At 33.1% G+C, this 24,928-nt stretch carries 22 protein-coding genes; 10 read left to right on the top strand and 12 right to left on the bottom strand.

Features of this window, described 5'->3' with window-relative positions; translation table 11 throughout:
- Positions 1 to 36 precede the first annotated feature (36 nt).
- The gene (locus ACFSTE_RS19105; RefSeq protein WP_378255143.1) at positions 37 to 210 is read left to right on the top strand and encodes a hypothetical protein; all 174 of its coding nucleotides are present in this window, start codon (positions 37 to 39) and stop codon (positions 208 to 210) included.
- Between the two features lie 294 nt (positions 211 to 504).
- Here the strand turns inward: ACFSTE_RS19105 and ACFSTE_RS19100 are convergent, their stop codons facing one another.
- The 3 genes from ACFSTE_RS19100 to ACFSTE_RS19090 all read right to left on the bottom strand — a co-directional run bounded on the left by ACFSTE_RS19100 (position 505) and on the right by ACFSTE_RS19090 (position 5,518).
- Positions 505 to 1,731, bottom strand: a complete 1,227-nt coding sequence (locus ACFSTE_RS19100) for a S8 family serine peptidase (RefSeq protein ID WP_378255141.1) — start codon at positions 1,729 to 1,731, stop codon at positions 505 to 507.
- 637 nt (positions 1,732 to 2,368) lie between these two features.
- Positions 2,369 to 3,598: a S8 family serine peptidase gene (locus ACFSTE_RS19095; RefSeq protein ID WP_378255139.1), complete on the bottom strand. Its 1,230-nt coding sequence runs from the start codon at positions 3,596 to 3,598 to the stop codon at positions 2,369 to 2,371.
- Between the two features lie 705 nt (positions 3,599 to 4,303).
- Complete coding sequence (locus tag ACFSTE_RS19090) at positions 4,304 to 5,518, bottom strand: S8 family serine peptidase (RefSeq protein ID WP_378255137.1); 1,215 nt, start codon at positions 5,516 to 5,518, stop codon at positions 4,304 to 4,306.
- 619 nt (positions 5,519 to 6,137) lie between these two features.
- Between ACFSTE_RS19090 and ACFSTE_RS19085 the strand changes: the two genes are divergently transcribed.
- On the top strand, positions 6,138 to 6,767 hold the full coding sequence (locus ACFSTE_RS19085) for a porin family protein (RefSeq protein WP_378255135.1): 630 nt from the start codon (positions 6,138 to 6,140) through the stop codon (positions 6,765 to 6,767).
- Positions 6,768 to 6,798: 31 nt separating this feature from the next.
- Positions 6,799 to 7,215: a type II 3-dehydroquinate dehydratase gene (aroQ, locus tag ACFSTE_RS19080; RefSeq protein ID WP_378255133.1), complete on the top strand. Its 417-nt coding sequence runs from the start codon at positions 6,799 to 6,801 to the stop codon at positions 7,213 to 7,215.
- A 75-nt stretch (positions 7,216 to 7,290) separates the two neighbouring features.
- On the opposite strand, the gene lpdA is transcribed toward aroQ, so the two are convergent.
- The 4 genes from lpdA to ACFSTE_RS19060 form a co-directional block, all read right to left on the bottom strand.
- Entirely contained in the window at positions 7,291 to 8,682 is a 1,392-nt protein-coding gene (gene lpdA, locus ACFSTE_RS19075; RefSeq protein ID WP_176030078.1) for a dihydrolipoyl dehydrogenase, read from the bottom strand.
- Positions 8,683 to 8,851: 169 nt separating this feature from the next.
- On the bottom strand, positions 8,852 to 9,370 hold the full coding sequence (locus ACFSTE_RS19070; RefSeq protein ID WP_378255131.1) for a hypothetical protein: 519 nt from the start codon (positions 9,368 to 9,370) through the stop codon (positions 8,852 to 8,854).
- 164 nt (positions 9,371 to 9,534) lie between these two features.
- Positions 9,535 to 10,026 carry a peptide-methionine (R)-S-oxide reductase MsrB gene (gene msrB, locus ACFSTE_RS19065; RefSeq protein ID WP_176030080.1) on the bottom strand — a complete coding sequence of 164 codons (492 nt, stop codon included), beginning with the start codon at positions 10,024 to 10,026 and terminating at the stop codon, positions 9,535 to 9,537.
- A 59-nt stretch (positions 10,027 to 10,085) separates the two neighbouring features.
- Positions 10,086 to 10,955, bottom strand: a complete 870-nt coding sequence (locus ACFSTE_RS19060) for an alpha/beta fold hydrolase (protein WP_378255129.1) — start codon at positions 10,953 to 10,955, stop codon at positions 10,086 to 10,088.
- Between the two features lie 183 nt (positions 10,956 to 11,138).
- Between ACFSTE_RS19060 and ACFSTE_RS19055 the strand changes: the two genes are divergently transcribed.
- Positions 11,139 to 12,629 (top strand): DEAD/DEAH box helicase, encoded by a 1,491-nt coding sequence (locus ACFSTE_RS19055; protein WP_176030082.1) that lies wholly within the window; start codon positions 11,139 to 11,141, stop codon positions 12,627 to 12,629.
- Positions 12,630 to 12,678: 49 nt separating this feature from the next.
- Here ACFSTE_RS19055 and ACFSTE_RS19050 read toward each other — a convergent pair whose 3' ends face one another.
- From ACFSTE_RS19050 to ACFSTE_RS19040, 3 genes are all read right to left on the bottom strand, one after another.
- Complete coding sequence (locus ACFSTE_RS19050; RefSeq protein WP_378255127.1) at positions 12,679 to 13,461, bottom strand: PhzF family phenazine biosynthesis protein; 783 nt, start codon at positions 13,459 to 13,461, stop codon at positions 12,679 to 12,681.
- Between the two features lie 2 nt (positions 13,462 to 13,463).
- A complete protein-coding gene (locus ACFSTE_RS19045) occupies positions 13,464 to 14,063 on the bottom strand; it encodes a short chain dehydrogenase (RefSeq protein ID WP_378255126.1) in 600 nt (199 codons plus the stop codon).
- Between the two features lie 94 nt (positions 14,064 to 14,157).
- Positions 14,158 to 14,469: an ArsR/SmtB family transcription factor gene (locus tag ACFSTE_RS19040; RefSeq protein ID WP_176030085.1), complete on the bottom strand. Its 312-nt coding sequence runs from the start codon at positions 14,467 to 14,469 to the stop codon at positions 14,158 to 14,160.
- A gap of 315 nt (positions 14,470 to 14,784) precedes the next feature.
- On the opposite strand from ACFSTE_RS19040, the gene ACFSTE_RS19035 reads away from it, so the two are divergent.
- The gene (locus ACFSTE_RS19035) at positions 14,785 to 16,002 is read left to right on the top strand and encodes a class I SAM-dependent rRNA methyltransferase (protein WP_378255124.1); all 1,218 of its coding nucleotides are present in this window, start codon (positions 14,785 to 14,787) and stop codon (positions 16,000 to 16,002) included.
- A 101-nt stretch (positions 16,003 to 16,103) separates the two neighbouring features.
- Here ACFSTE_RS19035 and ACFSTE_RS19030 read toward each other — a convergent pair whose 3' ends face one another.
- Entirely contained in the window at positions 16,104 to 16,937 is an 834-nt protein-coding gene (locus tag ACFSTE_RS19030; RefSeq protein ID WP_176030087.1) for an OmpA/MotB family protein, read from the bottom strand.
- 320 nt (positions 16,938 to 17,257) lie between these two features.
- On the opposite strand from ACFSTE_RS19030, the gene ACFSTE_RS19025 reads away from it, so the two are divergent.
- Positions 17,258 to 18,226, top strand: a complete 969-nt coding sequence (locus ACFSTE_RS19025; RefSeq protein ID WP_254884030.1) for a peptidoglycan DD-metalloendopeptidase family protein — start codon at positions 17,258 to 17,260, stop codon at positions 18,224 to 18,226.
- Here ACFSTE_RS19025 and ACFSTE_RS19020 read toward each other — a convergent pair whose 3' ends face one another.
- The gene (locus ACFSTE_RS19020; RefSeq protein ID WP_176030088.1) at positions 18,227 to 19,483 is read right to left on the bottom strand and encodes a response regulator; all 1,257 of its coding nucleotides are present in this window, start codon (positions 19,481 to 19,483) and stop codon (positions 18,227 to 18,229) included.
- Positions 19,484 to 19,680: 197 nt separating this feature from the next.
- Here ACFSTE_RS19020 and ACFSTE_RS19015 point away from each other — a divergent pair, with 197 nt between their 5' ends.
- From ACFSTE_RS19015 to ACFSTE_RS19000, 4 genes are all read left to right on the top strand, one after another.
- Positions 19,681 to 20,325 carry a hypothetical protein gene (locus ACFSTE_RS19015; RefSeq protein WP_176030089.1) on the top strand — a complete coding sequence of 215 codons (645 nt, stop codon included), beginning with the start codon at positions 19,681 to 19,683 and terminating at the stop codon, positions 20,323 to 20,325.
- Positions 20,326 to 20,571: 246 nt separating this feature from the next.
- Entirely contained in the window at positions 20,572 to 22,056 is a 1,485-nt protein-coding gene (locus ACFSTE_RS19010; protein ID WP_378255121.1) for an ankyrin repeat domain-containing protein, read from the top strand.
- A gap of 39 nt (positions 22,057 to 22,095) precedes the next feature.
- Positions 22,096 to 22,590 (top strand): DUF2271 domain-containing protein, encoded by a 495-nt coding sequence (locus ACFSTE_RS19005; protein ID WP_176030091.1) that lies wholly within the window; start codon positions 22,096 to 22,098, stop codon positions 22,588 to 22,590.
- A gap of 14 nt (positions 22,591 to 22,604) precedes the next feature.
- A complete protein-coding gene (locus ACFSTE_RS19000; protein ID WP_378255118.1) occupies positions 22,605 to 24,809 on the top strand; it encodes a PepSY domain-containing protein in 2,205 nt (734 codons plus the stop codon).
- Positions 24,810 to 24,928 lie beyond the last annotated feature (119 nt).

The following is a 24,928-nucleotide window of genomic DNA, read 5'->3' as shown; positions in this document are numbered from 1 at the left end:
GTTTGTAGCAAAACAACTATTAAAATTTTATTGAAAATGATTTCAAAAGTGATTTTAGGAGCTATGTTAATTGTAGGAATCACAACCATGAATGCGCAAGAAGATAGAGGGCGCTTTGGGGTTAAAACAGGTTTGAATTTATCGAGTATACATGATGATTATACAGACAATATTAAAACAAGAGTCAGTATTCTTTTGGGTATAATTTAGGTTTGGGATATCAACCAGAATCCGAAATTTTCTTTGATGTATGATATACTATTGGTTTATCGAATATTATGATGATAGCGGAATAGGAGAAAAAAGTCAAAATGAAACTTTTCAATTTTCTGTTGGATATAAGTTTTAATCAAAGGAAATAACTTGATTATAATTAATATCTATTAATGTTTAAAAGAGTTTATTTTGATGTAGTTAGTTGCTAAAAAGAGACTGGGGGTTTCCCAGTCTCTAAAATCTATCTGTTTATTTCAACTTATTAAAGAATAAACATGTAGATAACTACTATCTTGTTGCGATTGGCGCAGTATATCCTCCTTTTCTAACAGAACCGTCTCTACCGATACTATTTCCTCTAAGAAGTAAAATTCCGGCAACGTGTGGAGATGCCATTGAGGTTCCGCTAATATTTCTATATCCTCCATTAATCCATGTAGACCATACTCCTGTTCCTGGTGCCCAGCAATCTACACTTCTTCCATAACAAGAACCTCCTGCTGCACGATCTCTATTGGTCATGTTTCCAACTACCCATGTTCCACGAGTTTGTAGAAGTTGTGGAGAGTAGTATTGTGTATCATCATTACTATTTCCGGCAGCCATCGCTCCATATACAGCATTACCAAGAGCTCTGAAAGCGTTATCAATAGACCTAACAATTTGTCTATTTCTAAAACCTACACTATAATTCCAGGTATCCCCACGTCTAGCATTTCTGGCAACATAATCCGCTCCAGCGATTGAAGCTGAAACTGGAGCACTTCCTCTGTTATCAAAGATTCTTACAGCCACTACCGTAGCATCATGTGCAACGCCAACAACTCCGCTACCATTCATTTTAGCAGCTACTGTACCAGCAACATGTGTTCCATGACCATCTGTGTCTCTCCAGGTAGTTCCAGATACAAATGTTCTACTTCTTCTGGTATCTATATTTAAGTCAGAGTGTGGAGCAATACCTGTATCGATGATCCAACAAGTTCTTCCTCTACCATTGGCTCTACCAACTCTGTTAATCCCCCATGGTTGATAATCCCCTGAATTAAGATACCCTCCATATGTTACAGCTTTTGATTGTTCTTCTGTAGCAGGAAGTTGCTCTGAAGAATCAAGAACTTTGTAGTCCAGCTTGGTTACATAGTTAGGCTCAACATAAGCTATATCCGGATCATCTTTTAATAATTCCGCCTTTTTAGCCGATACGTTTTTTACAGAAAAACCTTGCAGGACATCTGCATAGGTGAACTCCTGATTTTCGCTTTTGATTCCATATTTCTTCATAATTCTGGCTGACTTATTCTGAATAGCAGCTTTATCTCCTTTTAAGGACTTGTCAGAATTGAATACGATAACGTAACTTCCTGATATAGCGTGTTCAGGACCTATTAAAGTGTTCGTGGAATCTGTTAAACCGTTTTCATCGATGTTTGTGTGTTCAATGTCTTTTTCACAACTGATAATTGAAAAAGCAAGTACCGTCGCGATACCTAATTTTCTAAAATGAGTTTTCATTATTGAGTTTGTATTTAAGTTAGGTATCAAAAATAGAAATAAGATACCATTAATAAAATGAGGTGATTACGTAATGACAATAAGACTATTAGTAAAGGAAAGTAAAAAAGGTACTGATAATAAGATGATTAAATTGTAATTGCAACTTCTTTGCATTATTGATTTACAACTACTTAGCAGCGTTTTAGGTTTTAGAAAAAAACACCTTTTTTTAACAAATAATGTTAAATTATACAACAATGTTTTTAACATAAATTTAACGTAAATTATATTTTGTTTAACAAAAAATAAATACGTTATTCTTGTTTTTTTATTGGTTTAAACTAGTTTTTTTATGTGTTTTTTTTAAAAAGAGGAGTAAAAAAATGCAAATTAAATATTTAATTAGTTGTTTTTGTGAGATTTATTAAAATAAAAGGGTTTGTGTTTCTTAAAAATTTTATGACGTATTTTATTTGGCAATCTAATGTATATACTCGTTAAATTTCTTAGAATTATTATGAGTTTATTTTGAGTAGTTTCATTAATTAGATTACTAGCAGATAATAACAAAAAAAAGAGGTTAGAGTTTTCCCTAACCTCTCTGAGTTTATTTGTTTATTTTCAACTTATTAAAGAATAAACATTTAGATAACTACTATTTTGTTGCGATAGGAGCAGTGTATCCTCCTTTGCTTACAGAACCGTCTCTACCGATACTATTTCCTCTAAGAAGTAAGATTCCTGCTACATGAGGAGAAGCCATAGAAGTTCCGCTTATTTTTTGGTATCCGCCATTTATCCATGTAGACCATACTCCAGTTCCTGGAGCCCAGCAATCAACACTTTGACCATAACTAGAGTCATAATTAGAACGATCTCGGTTAGTCATATTTCCAACTACCCATGTTCTGCTAGTTTGTAAGTTCTGAGGAGAGTAATATTGTGTATCGTCATTATTGTTCCCCGCAGCCATTGCTCCGTATACTTGTCTTTCTAATTTTCTGAAAGCATTATCAGTAGCTCTTGATATATGACGTGATCTAGTTCCAATACTATAATTCCAAGTATCACCAGATCTGGCATTTCTCATTACGTAATCCACACCTGCAAGAATACCAGAATCACTACCAGTTCCTCTAGCACCAAGAACCTTAATAGCTACAACAGTAGCACCATGAGCAACGCCAACAACTCCGCGACCATTCATTTTAGCAGCAACCGTACCGGCAACATGTGTTCCATGTCCATTTAGATCTGACCAAGAGTTTTCTCCTCTTACAAAACTTCTACTTCTATTCGTGTCAATATCTAAGTCGTTATGTGGAGCAATACCAGAATCAATGATCCAGCAGGTTTTTCCTTGACCATTCGATCTACCTACTCGTTTAATTCCCCATGGTTCATAATCTCCAGAGCTTAGATACCCACCGTTTGTTACTGCTTTTGATTGCTCTTCAGTAACAGGAAGTTGGTTAGAAGAATCTAGAATTTTGTAATCTAATTTGGTAACATAGTTAGGTTCGATGTAAGCTACATCAGGATCATTCTTTAATAGTTCTGCTTTTTTAACAGATACATTTTTTACAGAAAAACCTTGTACGGCATTTGCATAGGTGAATTCCTGATTTTCACTTTTGATACCATACTTATTCATGATTTTTGCTGACTTATTCTGGATAGCAGCTTTGTTTCCATTTAAGGATTTGTCAGCATTGAAGACGATAATGTAACTACCGGATATAGCATGTTCCGGTCCTACTACTGTGTTAGTTGGATCTGTTAATCCGTTGTCGTCGATGACTGTGTGTTCAGCGTCTTTTTCACAGCTGAAAATTGAAAAAGCAAGTACTGATACAATACCTAATTTTCTAAATTGAGTTTTCATTATGAGTTTGTTTTAAGTTATGAGTCAAAAGTAGAAAGAAGATATCGTTCATGAAATGAGGTAATTGCGTAACTAGAGTAAGGGGAAGGATTAAATATTCTAAAAAATCAAAGGGAAAAAAAATAGCGGTTTTTTTATTGCGACTTCTTTGCTTTATTGATTTGCAGTTACTTAGGAGGTTGCGTATAAATGTTTCAAATCTCTTATTCTAATGCGAATAAATTGCACTTAGTGAATGTACAGCAGGTAAAATATTTAACTCTTTTTAATTCTTTTTTTGTGTTTTTAACAAAAAATAAGATAAATAAGCATCGTTTTTTTATAGAAAAAAAGTGTTTTCAGGTTGTTTTTTTAATGATTTTATAAAAATAAATAGGAGTTTTATCTAAAAAGAAAGTTTTTAGCGTGTAAATAATAATAATTTAATGTGTTTTTTTTGTGTAAGAGGTTACTATAGAATAAGTTCAATAAACATTTAGTTTGAGGTGTTTTCATAACCTTACTGTAGAATAGATGATTTAGAGATTCTTTATGTTAAAAAAGAATTGACTTTATAATTCTAAAAGAGAGCCCTAAGAAGGTAAAATAAGAAATAGGGATAGAAAAATAAAAGACTCTTTGAATAATCAAAGAGTCTTTTTTGTTATTTCATTATTAGTTTTAAAGATAAGAGAAATCGTTATATAATAATACTATATAATGAGATTATTTTGTAGCAATTGGAGCAGTGTATCCTCCTTTGGTAACAGAACCGTCTCTACCGATACTATTTCCTCTAAGAAGTAAGATTCCTGCTACATGAGGAGAAGCCATAGAAGTTCCACTTATTTTTTGGTATCCACCATTTATCCACGTAGACCATACTCCAGTTCCCGGAGCCCAGCAATCAACACTTTCTCCATAGCAAGAACCTCCTGCTGCACGATCTTGGTTAGTCATGTTTCCAACTACCCATGTTCTTTCAGTCTGTAACAGTTGTGGAGAGTAGTATTGGGTATCGTCATTGCTGTTTCCTGCTGCCATTGCTCCGTATACGGCATTACCAAGAGCTCTGTAAGCGTTATCAATAGATCGTACAGTTTGTCTATTTCTAAATCCTACACTGAAATTCCAAGTATCGCCTGGTTCTGCATTTTTAGCTACATAATCGGCTCCAGCTATCATAGCAGAAACGGGAGCATTTCCATTGTTGTCAAATATTCTGACAGCTACTACTTTAGCTCCATATGCAACACCAACAACTCCGCTACCATTCATTTTAGCGGCAACTGTACCGGCAACATGTGTTCCATGTCCATCGGTATCCTGCCATGTGGTTCCATATACAAATGTTTTACTTCTTTGTGTATCTATGTCTAAGTCAGAATGAGGAGCAATACCAGAATCAATGATCCAGCAGGTTTTTCCTTGACCATCTGATCTACCTACTCGTTTAATTCCCCATGGTAAAAAATCACCAGAATTTAATTCACTGTCATATGTAACTGCTTTTGATTGCTCTTCAGTAACTGGAAGTTGATTAGAAGAATCAAGGATTTTGTAGTCTAATTTGCTAACATAATTAGGCTCTATGTAAGCTATATCAGGATCATTCTTTAATAATTCTGCTTTTTTAACAGATACGTTTTTTACAGAAAAACCTTGTAATGCACTTGCATAGGTGAATTCCTGATTTTCACTTTTGATTCCATACTTGTTCATGATCTTTGCTGACTTATTCTGGACGGCAGCTTTATTTCCTTTTAAGGATTTATCAGTATTGAAGACCACAATATAACTACCGGATATGGCATGTTCTGGTCCTACCACCGTTGTTAATCCGTTGTCGTCCATGGTTACTTGTTCAGCATCTTTTTCACAGCTGAAAATTGAAAAAGCAAGTACTGATACAATACTTAGTTTTCTAAATTGAGTTTTCATTATGAGTTTGTTTTTAAGTTATGAGTCAAAATTAGAAAGAAGATTGCGTTGCTAGAATGAGGAAATTACGTACTGGGAATAGGGGGGAAGTATTGAATAGTATAGTTAGTACCAAAGAGATGATAGTAATGCTTCTAAATAGTGGCTTCTTTTAGCTATTCATTTTTAGTTGTTTATAAAGATTATTGTATGGGATTAAACATTCTGATTCTGATACAAATGTATTGCTCCTAATGAATCTGTGATTGGAGGGATATTTAACTCTTTTTAATTCTTATTTTTTGTTTTTAACAGGAAGTAATGAGTTTTTGTATCTTTTTTAATATAAGAAAAGAGCGTTTTGAGACTGTTTTTTTGAAAAAATGAAGAGGATAAATATGATTTTCTTCCAGGAAGAAGGTTTTTATAGAGCAATAGATAATAAGATGTGTTTTAAATTCAGAGAATAACAGTTTGAAATAGATTAAAAAATTTCAGCTATAAAATAGTATTTTGACCTTGAAAAATATCTGAATACAAATAGGAGGTAGGAAAATTGACTTTAAAATAAAAAATAGAGCTACATTTGATGAAGATAATTGTTACGAATAGTTACGTTATGTACATAAAAAGAAATCAAATGAATAAATATATCTTGCCTTTATGTGTTTTTTTTCTATTGATAGCTAATAGAGGTCAATCGCAGGAAGAGGATGAAGTTTTATATGCGAGAGCTGGTTTTAAAACAGGAGTAAACTACAGTAATCTTACAGGAGATATCTCTAATCCCGAGGGAAGAGTACGAATGCATCTTGGTGCGGTTATAGAATTTCCGATTGTGAATCGTTTTTTCGCACAGTTAGAATTATTTTATTCAGCACAGGGAGCGATAGTAGATATAGCTACGGTAGAAAACAAAATAAGTCTTAACTATTTGAGCTTGCCAATCATATCCAAATATTACGTAACGGAGAATATAAGTTTAGAGACAGGTCCTCAGTTTAGTTTATTGAGTACAGCAAAAAATTCAGCCACAGAAGATGCAGATAATGATTTTTTTGATCAGGTAAATTCTTTTGATTTTAGTTGGGGAATAGGGGCTTCTTACAGATTAGAAAGTGGCTTGTTTTTTCAGGGGAGGTATGTACTTGGTTTGACTAATATTAATAAGGAATCAGTAACTCCTTCTAATGATAAGAATTCTGTTATCCAATTATCGGTTGGTTATTTGTTTAAAACTAAAAATAACAGAAGAAGAGATCTGGAATAAGGGATTAATGACCATCCTAAAATAAATAAAAATGAAACTATTAATTCTTAACGGACCTAATTTAAATTTATTAGGAAAACGAGAACCGGGAATATACGGGAGTGAGACGTTTGAAGATTTTTTTGAAAAATTACAGAAACAAAATGATCAGGTTTCCCTTTTTTACGAACAATCAAATATAGAGGGAGAAATTATCACAAAGATACAGGAAGCAGATGGGGTGTATAACGGAGTGATTCTGAATGCCGGGGCTTACACACATACTTCAATTGGTATAGGAGATGCTATGAAGGCAGTATCTGTGCCTGTTGTAGAGGTTCATATCTCTAATACATTTGGCAGAGAGTCCTTTAGACATCAATCGTATTTATCACCAAATGCAAAAGGGGTTATTTTAGGATTCGGAATGCAGAGTTATCAGTTAGCGATTACCAGTTTTTTATCTTAAGATATAAAGTAAAACATCATAAAAAAACTCCTTGAGAAATAATCAAGGAGTTTTTTAGTATATCGTTTTTGTATATTAAATATGAATTACTTCATCATATGCATCAGCGACAGCTTCCATAACAGCTTCACTCATTGTAGGGTGAGGGTGAATCGCTTTTAATACTTCATGCCCAGTTGTTTCTAGTTTTCTACCGAGAACAGCTTCTGCAATCATATCGGTAACACCAGCACCAATCATATGACATCCCAGCCACTCTCCATATTTAGCATCAAAAATAACTTTCACAAATCCGTCTTTGTTTCCTGCAGCACTTGCTTTTCCTGAGGCAGAGAACGGAAATTTTCCAACTTTTATTTCATACCCAGCTTCTTTAGCTTGTTTTTCAGTCATTCCTACACTAGCAATTTCAGGACTAGCATATGTACATCCAGGGATATTACCATAATCGATAGCTTCTGTATGAACTCCTGCAATTTTCTCAACACAAGTAATTCCTTCTGCAGAAGCGACATGTGCTAATGCAGGTCCGGGAACTACATCGCCAATTGCATAGATACCAGGAATATTCGTTTGATACCAGTCATTGACTACAATTTTATCTCTATCTGTAGCAATTCCTAATTCTTCTAATCCGATATTTTCTATGTTTGTTTTAATTCCTACTGCAGATAGTACGATATCTGCTTCCAGAATTTCTTCTCCTTTTTTAGTTTTTACTGTTGCTTTAACACCATCTCCACTCGTATCAACACTTTCTACCGAAGAATTGGTCATTACTTTTATTCCTGACTTTTTGAAACTACGCTCAAATTGTTTAGAAACATCTTCATCTTCTAATGGAACTAAATGAGGAAGGTATTCAACAATGGTTACTTCTGTACCCATAGCATTGTAGAAATGAGCAAACTCAACACCGATAGCTCCTGATCCAACAACGATCATTTTTTTCGGCTGTGACTTTAATGTCATTGCTTCTCTATATCCAATTACCTTTTTTCCATCCTGTGGGAGGTTTGGTAATTCTCTGGATCTGGCACCTGTAGCAATGATTATATGTTTTGCCTCATAATCTTTAGCAGCACCATCCTTATCAGTAACAGTAACGGTATTATTTGATTTTAGTTTCCCAAATCCTTCAATAACATCAATTTTATTCTTCTTCATAAGGAACTGAACTCCTTTGCTCATTCCTCCAGCAACATTACGACTACGTTTTACGACAGCATCAAAATCTTTATCAAAGCTTTCTACTTTAAGTCCATAATCAGAAGCGTGTTTTAAGTAATCAAATACTTGTGCACTTTTTAACAAAGCTTTTGTAGGGATACATCCCCAGTTCAAACATACTCCTCCTAGATTTTCTTTTTCAATTATAGCGGTTTTAAACCCCAATTGAGATGCACGAATTGCTGTTACATACCCACCTGGTCCGCTTCCTAATACTATAATATCATATGCGCTCATAAATGTCGATTTTTTTCGGACACGAATTTACGGATAATTAAGGGAATCGAAAAGGGAAATCTACCTGCAGTGAATACGATTGTATCAGTAATATTTTCAAAAAAATAACACTATCTGATAGATAGTGTTAAAATTTTGTGTTTTTATGTTTTTTTATTTAGTGCTTTTATTAATCTAATGAAACTTTAGAGATGTTGTTTTCATTGATTTTTAGTGCAGATAATACTGAATGTAAGTTTTTTAAGTTTACAGAATTACTATTTGCAAAATTAGCAGGAACAACTACAATTCTAAACACTTGTCTGTTAGTGTATTCTGCTGATAACTCATCAATATTATCATTCTCTAGTATAATATCTACATCCCCAAGTGTAAAATTATAACGATAAATTAATGTAGAACCATCATCAAAAAATATAGTCGCAGTAGGTAGAGGTTCCCAAACATCCAACCCGTTATCTTGTGCCTCCAGACGATATACAAGAACCACATCAGATTTCACAATATTATTAGGAAATGTAAAACGAACAGAATTTTCTTGTGCGGAAAAATTAGTTTCTAATTCATAAGTAGCCCCAATAGTATCATTGTCTATAAAATCATGATCGTGAATATCGTCATCATTGATAACACATGAAGAGGTTAGGAACAATAAAAATAAGGATAGGAGTTGTATGCTATTTTTCATAAAAAAGAATTTTAACTTAAATGTACTTTTCTATGAACAATAAGTGTTCCAAAAATGAGGTAATCAAATTATTAGAAGCGCATGTAAAAGGAAATCATGTGTTTTTTGCATAGAATATCGTTATTTTTATTAGTTATAGGTCCTGGTATTAATATTAGTTTCTGTTACTGGTCTTTTTTTTCAGGGATGAATTGCAAAGCACCTCCATTAATACAATGTCGTTTTCCGGTTGTTTCTCTGGGACCATCATTAAACATATGACCTAAATGACCTCCACAAGTAGCACATAAGAGCTCAATACGGGTGTATCCAATTTTATTATCAGAGCTATATGCAATATTGCCTTTTACTGCACGATCAAAACTAGGCCATCCTGTACCACTATTAAATTTATGTTTGCTCTTATAAAGAGGAGTGTCACAGGCTGCACAATGAAAAGTACCTTTTTCATAAACTTTGTTTAATGGGCTGGAGAAAGGACGTTCTGTACCGGCTTGTCTCAGGATATAATATTGCTCAGAAGTCAATATTTTCTTCCATTCTGCATTTGTTTTATTGATTTTATAACGTGGTGGCTCTTTTTTTTCTGTTTTTTGAGCATTTCCATTGCATCCTAAAGAAAGGCATATAATAAGAAGATAAGCTAGTTTGTTCATATGATTATATCGTTTATTAAAGTTTAGATATAGTTATAGTCGAAGTGCCGGCTATAACATTACGCCTCTATAAAGGATATTATTTTATCAATAACGCCGCTATTTCCTAAAATTTTACGATGTCCGAGTTTTTCTGTGATAAGTAACTGACTTCCTTTTAATACTTGATGTATTTCATGAGCAGCACTATAATGAACATCTACATCATTTTTATCGTGAATAATAAGTGTGGGTATGCTTACCTCTTTGGCAGATACTGCTCCTGAATAATTATTCATGTCTTCTCCAAACTTTTTATCAAAGTAAGCCTTCATGATTGTTGCTACTTTTTGATCCAATTGCATATTTCTTACAAAGTTTTTTGTAATAGCGGTAATACTATTGGCAGTTCCAATGATAATAAGCTTCTTTACTGGAAGTCGGTCTTTAGATGCTCTTAGAAGGGACATACCTCCGAGTGAGTGCCCAATTGCTGCGTGAAAAGGCCCATGTGATTTTTCTAGTTGGTGTATAGCTTCTATAAAGTAGGGCATCATACTTCGTTTTCCCCTGGCTTTTCCATGTGCTGGAGCATCAAAACTCACGGTACTATAACCGTTTTGTAGTAATCGCTCAGCAATAATTGATAATTGTGTTCCGCTTCCAGACCAGCCATGAACTAGTAAAACTTTCTTTTTTGAAGCACCGTATACATAAACATTGATTTCTTTTTGAATACTCTCGATTATTATTTTATGTTGCGTGCTGTTCTGATCCATTTTCTTTTCCCGATTTCGCATTTTATAAGGAAAAGGAGTCAAAAATAATCTAGCAGCAAATCTAGAAGCTAAAAAAGGAGATACTCTATTAAGAAATTTGCCAAAATATAAGATAGGTTTAGGAACTAATAAAGCCTGAACAGGAATTTTATCATGATTGTTTTTAGCCATCGAATTGTATACTAAGAATACATGTTTATAAAAAATAAAGGTGTAATGATACTTATTATTTTAGAATTATCGTTAAGAGTACGAAATATAAATAGTTAATTCCTTTATATAACTTTATAAAGTCCTTAATTTTGTAACTTATTTTTAATGAGAATCAAAAAGGGGAAACCCCAGTGATATCTAATGAACCGAAAAAAAGAATTATACGACTATCAACAACGGGATATAGATAAGATTTTTAAGCGTCTTAATGAATTTCCTGAAAATTATAACCTCCTGTACCAATTACCCACTGGTGGCGGGAAAACAGTTATATTTTCGGAGATGGTGCGTCGGTATACAGAACGAACTGAGAAAAAAGTAGTAATTCTTACACATAGAATAGAGTTATGTGGTCAGACTTCTAAGATGCTTAATGAGTTTGGTGTAAATAATAAAATCATCAATAGCAATGTCAAGGAGCTAAACGACCAGGATGAATATGCCTGTTTTGTAGCGATGGTTGAGACATTGAATAATCGGTTAAATGAAGAACAATTAGAATTAAAAAATGTCGGACTGGTTATTATAGATGAAGCACATTATAATTCTTTTAGAAAACTGTTTAAGTTTTTTGAAAATTGTTTTATTCTGGGAGTAACCGCAACGCCGTTAAGTTCTAATATGAAGCTTCCGATGAAGGATAATTATCAGGAACTTATAGTAGGTGATACTATCCAGGAGCTTATAGATAAAGGGTTTCTTGCCGTTCCGGTAACTTATACCTATGATGTTGGTTTAGGGTCGTTAAAAATAGGAATGAATGGAGATTATACAGTAAAGTCTTCTGAAGATCTGTATACAAATATGATGATGCAGGATAAACTGCTAAAGGCCTATGAAGAACGATCAAAAGGTAAAAAGACTTTGATCTTTAATAATGGAATTACAACATCTGTTCACGTATATGATACATTCTTGAGAGCTGGATATCCTATACGACATTTAGATAATACGAATACAAGACAGGAGAGAGAGGACATTCTAAAATGGTTTAAACACACAGATAATGCAATTTTGACTTCTGTAAGTATATTGACGACAGGTTTTGATGAGCCATCTGTAGAATGTGTGGTCCTCAATAGAGCGACTAAATCTCTTACCCTATATTTTCAAATGATTGGTCGGGGATCTCGAATATTAACTGATAAATCAGAGTTTACAATCATTGATTTGGGAAATAATACAGCAAGATTCGGGCTGTGGAATGCCAATGTGGATTGGCAATTGATTTTTAGATCTCCTGATTTTTACTATGAAAACCTGATAGGAGATGAGGAGATTGAACGAAATTTTAAATATGTTTTTCCTGAAGAGATTCGTAAAAAATTTGGAAACTCGGTTGATATTGAATTTGATATTGAATCAGAGTATGCCAAGACAAAACGATTTGGTTTACGAAGTAAAAGTGTTTTAGATAAGTCTATAGAGCAACATGCTAAGATGTGTGCAGAGAATAGTGAAGATGTCTTTGATGCGAGAATTTTAAGTAAATTACTAGATAAGGATATAGAGTATCGGGTAAGACGTTACTCTTATTGCATTAGTAAAAGCACGAAGAATTATAGAGATTGGCTGCAAGAGGATTATGAACGGAAATTAAGAAGCAGAATAAACCAATTGTTTACAGACTAGAATACAAACCCGAAAACATTTTGTTCCGGATCTGTATTCTGATATATAATTATATAGTAATAGTTCCCGTAAGATAATGTGCACAATGGCCACTTAGGTATACCCGGTCTTTTACCAGTTCGCAATACAAAATACCTCCTCGTTCTGATAATTGATGTGCTTCCAGAGAAGTTTTTTGCAACCTTTCTGCCCAGAATGGTACTAATGAAGCATGCGCAGAACCAGTTACAGGATCTTCAGGGTTCGGACCATTCGCGTCAAATACGCGAGATACAAAATCGACATTCGTTCCCTTGGTTGTAATGATAGTACACAAATAAGGGAGGTCTTTTAAAGGTTCTAACTGAGGAGCGGCATCAATAATTTCTTGTTCAGAAGGAAAAACTAACACAAGATCACGAGCAGCAAATGCTTCGAGAGGCGTGGTTCTAAAGGCATCAGAAACTTCCCGGGGAATAGGTGTTTTTTTTGGAGGTCTGGATGGGAGGTCAATTGTTATTGTCTTATCACTCCCTCTTTTTGCCTTGAGTAAACCGCTTTTAGAAGAAAAAGTTACCTCTTGAAGTAAAGGTTGTATTACGTTAAAAATTATATAAGCAGAAGCAAGGGTTGCATGACCACATAGGTCAATTTCTGCATAAGGCATAAACCATCGTATTTCAAGTATATCTTCTTTTTGAACGAGGTAAGCAGTTTCGGCTAAATTATTCTCTTTAGCGATGTTTAGTAAGGTATTATCATCTAGCCAATGTGGTAATAGACAGATAGCGGCAGGATTTCCCCCAAATACGTTTTTAGTAAAAGCATCTACCTGATAAATAGGTATTTTCATAATTAATAGATTTTTAAAATTTTACCTGTTTCAGAGGTGTGAATAGCCTTTTCATATATTTTTACAACATCATCAATTGCGACAGGGTAGTGATCTGCAAATTTTTTATCTTTTGGGAAATTACCCTGAATTGCACCCGGAGCAACAATATTCAGTGTAATGTTTTTAGAGATTTCGTTAGAAGCAGCATTTACAAAACTGTGTAGTGCCCCATTAACCATAGATAAGGCAACAGTGTTTTTTTCATAATGATCTCCTAATATACCAGTAGTTAATACAATAGCTCCCTTGTTTTTTAAATACTTTTCTGCGGTATGCACAATATTGATTTGCCCTAGTAATTTGCTATTGATCCCAATCATATAATCTTCTTCATTTAAATCGGATAAGTGTTTCCAGACAGCTGTACCAGAAGCGTTGATAACCGCATCAAGTTGAGGGAGCTGAGAAAATAATGCATTGATAGAGTTCTTGTCACTAATATCTACGGGATATGTAGTACTGCTTCGATGAGCTGCGTATACAGTGTGTTTTTTCTCTTTTAGGTATTCATGTATACTTTTTCCAATGGTTCCTGTAGCACCTATAACTAGTATTTTCATAAGGATTGTTTTTTTAATAGGTTGATTAATGCATTTTATTTATAAATTTTGATAATTATATATTTAGTTTTTTGAATATGTTTAATTGTTTTTTTTACAAATTCTTTACGATTGCCTTTTTATAAGCGGCTATTCTTTCCTCATTTCTTTTGAAATATGTCCATTTTCCATGTCTGGTTAGTATCAATAAATCAGCTTTGTGCATTACAGATAAATAATGAGAGATTGTAGGCTGTGATAATCCGGATTTTTCCTGAATATACAGACCGCAAACTCCGTCATTAAAATGACCTAAATCTTTATGAGGAGGAAAGTGACTTTCTGGTTTTTTTAACCATTTAAGTATTTCCAATCGTGTCGGATTTGATAGTGCTTTTGTTATAGCAAGTATTGTCTTATCATCCATAAGGTCAAATATACATATTTAATTTTGTAAATATGTTAATAGTATTTGTGAATTAAATGATGTCTTTAGTTTAAGAAAGAAATTTACTTATTTGTTAAAAAAATAATATTTTTTTTGAATTTAATGTAACAAAACTAAAACTGGGTCGTCTATCATTATGTAAGCAGGTATAAAAGCTTTTATATCTAATTACATATAATATGATTTAACGATACTTATTTTTAAAGCGCTTATCTTAATTTTTGAGATAAGCGCTTTTTAATTTTTTAGCGTAATAATTTTTAGATCTGTAAAATTGTATTATTCTTGTTCTTGATGAAAGAATTACCAATAATTGAAACCAAACGAATAGCTGTAAAACTAAAACCCTCTGCTGAGAAAATGGTTAGAAGAGGACATCCTTGGGTTTTTCAGGATAGTATTACGAAACAAAGTACAGCAGCAGAGGCAGGAGACCTGGCAATTATCTATGACTCTAAGAAAAATTCATTTTTAGCCTGTGGTTTTTTTGATCCTCAATCTCCAATTCGAATTAAGTTAATTCAATATAAAAAACAAGCATTAATTAATAAGGAGTGGTTTGAAGCTAAAATTGATGAGGCAAAAAAAATACGTACTAAGTTACTGGAAACAGCTACTAATAGCTATCGATTAATTTTTGGGGAGAATGATAGTTTTCCTGGGTTTATTGCTGATGTATACGATCATGTATTAGTTGTTAAATTGTATTCTCATATTTGGTTTCCGTATCTAAAAGAAATAGTGCCTTATTTGATAAAAACTAGCGGTTGTAAAACAGTAGTACTTAGATTAAGCCGATTATTGCAGGGGAATAATACTTCTTTTGGCCATTATGATGGTGAGGTGTTGTATGGTACTTTGGAAAGTGAAGTAGTTATTTTTAAGGAACATGGAGTTTTATTCTCTGCGAATGTGATCAAAGGACACAAAACAGGATATTTCTTAGACCACAGGTACAATAGAAAGAAGGTAGGTACCTATGCAAAAGGGAAAACAGTGCTAGATGTGTTTTCGTATGCAGGCGGATTTTCTGTTCATGCATTAAGTGGGGGAGCTAAAGAGGTTACAAGCTTGGATATCAGTAAGCATGCATTGGAGATGGCAAAAGAAAATGTAGCTTTGAATGCCCCTAAAGGTAAACATATTACTATGGTTTCCGACGCTTTTGAAGGGTTACAGCGTTTAATCTCTCAAAAGAAAACTTTTGATATAGTGGTTATTGATCCTCCTTCGTTCGCAAAGAGTGCGGCAGAGATAAATAAAGCAAAACACAGTTATAGTAGGTTAGCTAAATTAGGAGCGCAATTGGTGGCTAAAAATGGAATTTTAGTACTGGCTTCCTGTTCTTCGAGAATCATTGCAGAAGACTTTTTTGAGATTACCGAAGAAGCAATTCTCCAGATGAATGATCGTTTTGAGTTATTAGAAAAAACATATCACGATATAGATCATCCGGTCACTTTTGCAGAAGGCGCTTATTTGAAATGCGCGTATTATAGATTAGTATATTAAAATAAAATCTCCTGACCTATAATATAGTATAGATCAGGAGATTAATAAAATTAATTTATTGAAGTATTTTAATTGTATTAATGAATACAATTAAAATGTTTTTATTCATTTGCAGATAGCATGGAGAAGAATTTGTCTAAGTTAGGTAATAAGACAATTCGAGTTCTTCTGTTAATTGCTCTGTTTTCTTTAGAGTCATTTTCTACTAAAGGAACATAACTACTTCTTCCTGAAGCAATAAGTTTAGAAGGATCTACATTATACTTATGTTGTAATAATCGGGTAATTGATGTAGCTCTTTTTACACTAAGATCCCAATTATCTTCTAATACAGGAGTACTAATAGTTCTGGAGTCAGTGTGCCCTTCAATCATAACTTCTAAACTAGGCTCAGAATTAATAACGTCAGCTAATTTTCGTAAGATTTTGTCAGCTTTGTTACTAACTTTGTAACTACCACTATTAAATAACATATCATCTGCTATCGATAACATGACTACAGTGTTGTCTACATTAATAGAAACATCTTCACCTTCTTCAAGTTTGTCCTCAATTGAACTTCTCAGATTGTGAGAAACCGCTAAGTTCATAGAATCCTTTAAGGTTTTTGCATTGCTTAATTTGCCTTGATCAACCTTAGCAAGAGTTTTGTTCATTTCATTTCTGGTGTCGTTAGAAATGACAGTGTTGTCTACTAGAGACATCTTCGCATCATTAGACTTGCTTAATGAGTTGATTTTAGCATTGTAATCGGCTACCCTAGCTTCAATTTTTGCAAACTTCGCTTCCAGCTCTTCTTTTTCTACAGTTGTTTTCTGTAAAGTACTTTTTGTGTTTTGAAGTTCTTGCTCTACTGCTAAGAATTTCTTCTTAGAAACACAAGATGTTACAAATAAAGCTCCAGATAACACAACTAACGTGGGTAAATTTCTCATGGTTATTTAATTAGTCTTTAATTATGACACAAATAACTCCTTCTATTTCGTTTTATTGTATGAACCAGTATTAAATTTTTCCCACGGGTATCTTAAAAAACGTTAAAATATTTTGTACTAGTATTTTCATATTTGGCTGAGAAAAAATAAATTTGGCAGCGATTTTTTTATAATGTTTTGATAACGATCATTTTATTTAATTAGCTAGTTTGAATACATTATAAATAAGTAAGAAAAGTCGTATTTAATGTAACATGTCTATAAGACACACGTCATTTATGATAGAAAAACTGATTCCCAAAAAATATAAAAACTGCTTAATGAAGTGTTGTAAAAAACAACTGTATGTTCTTTCCTTTTTATTGCTTACCCAATTAGGAATACAAGCTCAAGAAATATATAATGCAGTACCGATAGCATATAAGCCACTCACGATAGAAGGAAGTGTAATTCAAATGCCGATATATAAAAATAAAGATATTGCTGATTGGTCTAATAAATATATAGCAGCTGAAGAAAAAAGAGTAAAGAGTCTGTATCCTGAATATGACTTATTGTGGAATAATGAAAGCTTTAATGCTTATTCTCATAAAGAAAAAGTAACCTATCCTATTGAGCTAAATTTTGAAGAAGAAACATTTGCAGCACCGGTTGATCATGTAATGTATATTACTTCCAGATATGGTTGGCGTAGGAGAAGAGCGCATCAGGGGATTGATATTGATTTGGTAACCGGAGATAATGTGCGATCTATTTTAGCAGGGAAAGTACGATATGCCAGGTATCATTCAGGGCATGGAAAAACAGTCGTTATACGGCATAATAATGGTTTAGAAAGTGTTTATGCGCATTTATCAGAATATGATGTAAAAGAAAATGATGAGGTAAAAAAAGGTCAGGTTATAGGAAAGGGAGGAGTGAGTGGTAATGCAAGAGGAAGCCACTTGCATTTAGAAATCAGATACCACGGAATTAGTGTGAATCCTGAATATTTCTTTGATTTTACTAAAAAGCAATCCATTCGAGCTAAAAAAATATTCGTAACTAAACGGTGGACAAATCCGAGATCTCACCGGTCTACCAGGCAAAGTAAGATTGTTGTTCATGAATCTAAAGATCACATAGCACAAGACATCGAGGAACAAAAGAAAATTTATATTGTAAAAAGAGGAGATACACTATCCAGAATTGCCCGAAAATATCACATGAATATTTCAGAAATATGCAGGATCAATTCGATCAGACATAATTCTGTTTTAAGCATTGGCCAGCAAATCATCATTTATTAATTAATACGAATCCTCTATAATACGGTCTTTAGCAATCGTATGTTTATGAATTACTTGTAGCAGATGATTTTTGTTATAGGGTTTTAAGATATAATCATTAATTCCAGCCTGAGTTATCTGGAGATTTAATTGTGTTATATCTACAGCTGTAAGTGCTATGATCGGAGTTTTGGTATTAAACTTTCGAATTCTTTTGGTGGTTCCGATTCCGTTTAAATTAGGCATGTTAATATCCATTAAAACAATATCAAACTGCTCATTTTTTAATAACTCTATAGCATCAAAACCATTATCCAGTGTTTGGCAAATAAGATTTTCTTTAGTTAATATTTTTTGTGCTACCAGAAGGTTTAGCTTATTGTCATCAACTACTAAAACCTTTATTTTCTCTTCCTTCTCTTTAGGGAGTTCGAGATAATCTTCTAGTTTCTGGAACGTTTCATAAGTAACAGTAAAGGAATATTCAGAACCAATAGCCGGATTATTGTCAATGGTGATTGTACTGTTAATAGTGTCAGTAAGTTTTTTGATGATTTTATAATTGATACCAGCGCCCAGATAGGAACGTTTGGCTTTTTCTATATTAGTGAACTCATCATAAATAGAATTTTGATCCTCTTTAGAAAGTTCGCTTCCATCGTGCTTGATACTAAACTTAATTGTATTAATCGTGGGAGATTCCTTTATCAGATCAACAGAAAAGAACACATTTCCATTTTTAGTAAATCGCAATGCATTACAGATCAAATTCATCAATATCTGTGACAAAATTGTTTGATCTCCTTTGACTAATTTGGTAATTCTTCGGTCGTAATTAAAGTGTAATTTGCTACTGTTATCAGTTGTATAGCTAAAAGAATTAAGCATGTTTTGCAAAGATTCTTTTAGGTTGAATACCGTTTGCTGTACTGTAATATCATTGTTATCAATGGCATGTACTTGTAAGACATTATTGATTAGAGTTAATAGGTGATCCCCGGCAAACTTTAATGATTTAAGTTTTTTGTCCTGTCCTATCTCGGGATGTTCATCTACGATAAGATGAGTAAGCCCCATAATACCATACAAAGGGGTTCTTAATTCTTGTATCAAAGAATAAATAAATTCATTCTGCTCATTAGATTTAAATTGTACCTCCTCATAAGAAGCCTGCAATTCTTTATTTTTAGTTTTAAGAGATGTAATAGTCAATCGACTTTTTATTAACAAAAATAAAGCCACTAAAAAAATCCCTCCACTAATGATTACATAAGTCATACTTTGGTTTATTTTTTGCTGTAATTAATTTATAAATAATTTTTTTTATTCATTGCTATAAATTGGTTGAATTTTTTGTTGGGTTTAAAGATACTTACTTCCTACGTTTTAAACGCATAATTTTGTAGGAAAATTAATCAACAAGCCAAAGACTTTAGCTATATTTATACCTGATTAGAAGTAGAAAAAGAAAGAAAATGAGAATTGTAATCACAATAATGACTTTATTATCAGTTGTAGGAGCGCAGGCGCAGCTAGAAACTTCTAAGTCATCTTTAAAAATAGGAAGCACTCCTAAGAATACCAATCTTAGTGGATATAAGATGTCCACAGGCTTAACAAAACCTAGTAGTACCATAAATTTGCATAAGCAACCAGAAGAATTAAAAGACTACCAAAAAGAGAAGCAATCATTTAGTATGAATGAGGAAGATAATTTTTATAAACCTCAGGTAGATGGAACTCCAAAATATTTCAAAGAAGATGACGAAACGGCAAAAGCTAATGAAACAGATCAGTATTTTGGGGATTTTGAAAGCAATGGGAAGTTCGTTAATATTATTTATCGGGATTATGGGGAAGTTGATGGAGATTTGGTACGCATTTATTTGAATGATGATATCATTCGTTCTAATGTGTATTTAGAAGGTTCGTTTAGAGGAATGACCATTGATCTTCTCAAAGGATTTAATAAAATTGATATTGAAGCGTTAAATCAAGGTACCTCAGGTCCTAATACTGCAGAATTTCAGTTGTATGATGACGAGGGAAAATTGATCACATCTAACCACTGGAATCTTGCTACAGGTGTAAAGGCAACCATGATTATAGTAAAAGACTAAGGAGCCTCCCCGTTTTTATATAGAAGCTTAATACGCTTCAGATTTTGTCTGAATAACATCTTGTATTTATGATATACAAGATGCTTTGTATTATTCAGACTACTTACTATTACACGCAAAGAAAGAAGACTAGTAGATAGTTTTTTGAAGAAAGCTATAAATGGTAATTTTTTCCCAATTTCTTGTTCCGAATTATGGTTTTCACTTAATTTGCTGCTACATTATTTAGATTAAATATAAATAAAAATGAAAGCAACTTTAGTAACACTGATTCTCAGTCTGGTGTTCTTTTTAAACCAATCACATGCCCAGCAAAAGAACCCTTTTTTTCAAAAAGAATTCTGGCAAACCAACCCTTCTAAAGAAGATATAGATAAAAAAATTAAAGAGGGGTTTTCTATCCATGATGCGGATCCATATGGTTTTGATCCTACTACATATGCTATTTTTGGGGATAATTCTATAGAAACAATAGATTACTTGGTTCAAAAGGGAAATTCTGTAAATAAAAAAACACACGATTTTAGAACTTATATTTTTTGGGCAGCTTATAGAGGAAACCTGCCTTTGATGAAATATTTTAAAGATAAAGGAGCAAAAATGGATCTAAGAGATTCTCATGGATTTACTTTATTACTTTTTGCAGCAGTGACCGGGCAACAAAATCAAAAACTATACGACTTTTGTATTGCCAATGGAGCAGATATTACCAAAGAGACAGATCATCATGGCAGCAATGCTCTTCATCTGATTATTCCTAGGTTAAAAGACCTGACAATGGTCGATTATTTTATAAACAAAGGGTTAGCTATAAACAGTATAGATCATGATGGAAATGGTATCTTTAATTTTGCTGTTAGGTCTGGAAATAAAGAATTATTAGACCAGTTGATAAAACGAGGAGTTTCTTATAAGGAACATACAAAAGTAGGAGGGAACGCATTTTTATTCGTGGATGCGACTCAGGAAAACACATTGTCACTACTAACTTATTTGGAAGAACTAGGAATTCAACCCAATATAACGACTACCAAAGGGATAACTCCATTACATAAGGTAGCCAATGCGACGGATACAAAAGTTTTTGAATTTTTCTTGAATAAAGGAGTTGACATCAATAAACAAGATGAACAGGGGAATACGGCATTATTTAATGCCGCAGGACGAAATACACTGGCAGCGGTTAAATTTTTAGCAGAAAAATCAAATGCGGTTACTACCGTAAATAAAAAAGGAGAAACAGCATTGACCAGAGCAATCCGTACAAATACGGATGAAGTAGTGTCCTATTTAATTTCTAAAGGTGCAGATGTTCATCTAAAAGACAAAAATGGAAATAACTTAGCTTTTCATTTAATACAGTCTTTTAATGGAAAAGGAAAAGCATTTTTTGATAAAAAAATAGCAGCCTTGCAAAAAGGAGGATTATCCATTGCAGAGAAGCAGAAAGATGGAAGAACACTTTTACATTTGGCTGTGGATAAGAATGATCTCGAACTAGTAAAGAAAGTGTCTGATTTTAAAATAGATGTCAATGCCAAAGACGCAAATGGAAATACAGCATTACACTATGCAGCGATGAAATCTAAGAATGATAAAATATTGAAATTTTTAATTTCTTTAGGAGCTGATACGAATATTAAAACAGATTTTGATGAAACTGTTTTTGATTTGGCTATTGATAATGAGTTTTTGAAGAAAGAAAAAGTAGATCTTCAATTTTTGAAATAGTATAAAAAAATAATTGTTGATTATAAGTGAACCTTAATTATGAAAAATAAATATATAGTACTAACAGGACTAATTGCTTTTTTTATGGTAGCAGCATCTTTTACAGCATATAAAAGTACAGCGACCAAAAAATATAAATGTATGATTCAGATGATTAATTATACAGGAGAAAAAGCATATGTTGTCACCTCATTAATGACACCAGATGGGAAGTATGAAAAAACACTTAATGTTTTAGGGGATGATGAAGAGTGGTATTCTGATTTACCAAAATGGTGGAGTTTTTCTAATGGAATTAATGAAGATATAGATGCAATAACAGGAGCTACAATAGGAAATGGAGAACGTCATATTAGTATATTGGAAATTGATGAAGAAAAAATTGATGCAGGATATACCATCAGATTCGAAACGGCAGTAGAAAACCAGGAATACTATAGTAAAGATGTAGAAATACCATTACAGTCATCAACCATACGAAATAAAGTAAACGGTAGTGGATATATCCGTTATGTACGAATGATACCAAACTAATTCAAGTCGATTTTATGACGATATCATTTTGGAGATATAGCCATTTAGCTTTGGCTATATCTTCTTTTCTTTTTTTAATAATAGCTTCCTTAACAGGAATTGTATTGGCACTGGAACCGGTGTCGGATAATTATACCTCATATCATGTCAATGGAGCTTCTTCACTAACGATTGCTGAATTACTGGATACTGTAGGAAATCAATATGAAGAAGTATTGAGCATTCGCCAGGACGAAAACGATTTTATTGCAATATCTGCCATCACGGATCATGGAGATGAAACCTTCTATATAAATCCTTTTACCGGAGAAAAAATAGGAGAGATTATAGAGAGACATGCTATTTTTAAGTTTATGACGAATCTGCATCGGTCTCTATTTATGGGGTCAATCGGACGCTTTTTTGTTGGTTTTGCCTCACTTTTATTGCTATTGATCGCTATCTCGGGAATTTTTCTGATCATACGCAGGCAAGGAAGCGTTGTAGGCTTCTTTACTACTATTGTTAATTATAATTTTTCTCAATATTATCATATTGTTTTTGGAAGATGGACATTACTTCCTATTGTTATTATAACCATTACCGGTGTTTATTTGTCATTACTTCGTTTTTCGATAATTCCTCAGGTAGACATATCACATACAGTTGACTATGTTAATATTAGAGAGAATCCGGTGAAAAAAAGAAAGAATTTTGAGGTCTTTAATAAATATACTGTAGGAGATCTAAAAGCGATAGAATACCCTTTTTCTTCAGATGTGGAAGATTATTATCATATAAAACTGACCCAAAAAGAAATATTAGTCAATCAATATACCGGAGATATCCTCAGTGAACAAAATTATCCTTTTATTACTTTGGTCTCCAGAGTCAGCATCTTATTACATACAGGAAAAGGAAGTGTTTGGTGGGCAGTCATTTTGGGGATTTCTTGTTGTGCTATTCCGTTTTTTATTTATTCAGGGTTTAGGATGAGTCTGGAGAGAAGAAAAACAAGAATCAAGAATGCTTATAGTAGCAAAACGTGTGATTTTATTATAGCAGTAGGTTCGGAGAATGGTTCGACATTGCGATTCGCCAATGCATTTTATAAAGCATTGATATCAGAAGGAAAAAAAGCATACATAACGGAGCTAAATGAGTTTAAGGAATTTGATCAGATGAAACACCTGATTGTAATGACTGCTACCTATGGTTTGGGGGAATCTCCGACAAATGCCACAAAATTCAGAAAAATACTGGACACCTATAATACATCTAATAGCTATACTTATTCAGTTATCGGTTTTGGATCCCTTTCATATCCAGATTTTTGTAAATATGCTTTTGATGTAGATTCCTGGTTAAAAAAACTGCCATATACAACTCAATTAGTACCAGTTCATACTGTGAATAATCAGTCATTTGAATCGTTTAGCGATTGGGGAAATGCCTGGGGAGCTGCTATGGGAATTCCAATTGTTTTGAATAGAGAAGAAGTAGTGTCGGTCCATACCAAAACAGAAGAATTTACAGTGCTTCATAAAACAAAAGCGGCAGATAATATTGACGATACTTTTTTAATAAACATTACCAGAGAGGGACGTAAAAAGGTAGTATCCGGAGATTTATTAGCGATTTATCCCAAAGAAGGCGAACGAGAACGGTTGTATTCTATTGGGTATTTAAAAGAAACAAAAGAAATTCAATTAAGTGTCAAAAAACACGATCGGGGACTTTGTTCTACCTATTTGGATAATCTCAGTGAGAGAGCAGTTATTAAAGGATATCTTATTAAAAATAAATCCTTCCATTTCCCCAAAAGAGCCAGTGCAGTTATTATGATTTGTACAGGTACAGGAATAGGACCTTTCCTGGGGATGATTGATAATAATATAAAAAAATGCCCTTCATATCTTTATTGGGGAGCAAGGAATAAAACTTCCTTAGAGTTATATGATAACGATATTAAGCAGTGGTTACAGACTGAAAAAATCAAAAAATTTATCCCTGCATATTCACGAGAGTCAAGTGAGAAAGTATATGTTCAGCATTTAATAGAAAGAGATGCGACTTTTATTGCTGAAACATTAAAAAATAATGGAGTGATTATGATTTGTGGTTCTCTTATTATGCAAAAAGAAGTAATTGTTGTTTTACAACAGATATGTAATGAATACTTAAAAAAACCATTGAATCATTTTCAGAATAAAAACAGGATTTTAATGGATTGTTACTAAATATGGCGTGCATAGATGATGTAATTCAATTGATATTTTAATGTTAATAGAACGATAAATAATGAGTTAAACCAAATTTAAATTAGTTATACGTTTATATTTTGTGTATACTAGCAGAA

This window comes from Aquimarina hainanensis, from assembly GCF_042684685.1.
Taxonomy (GTDB): domain Bacteria; phylum Bacteroidota; class Bacteroidia; order Flavobacteriales; family Flavobacteriaceae; genus Aquimarina; species Aquimarina hainanensis.
The sequence above is the reverse complement of the archived record's forward strand: the minus strand, read 5'-3'. Positions and strand labels throughout refer to the sequence as shown.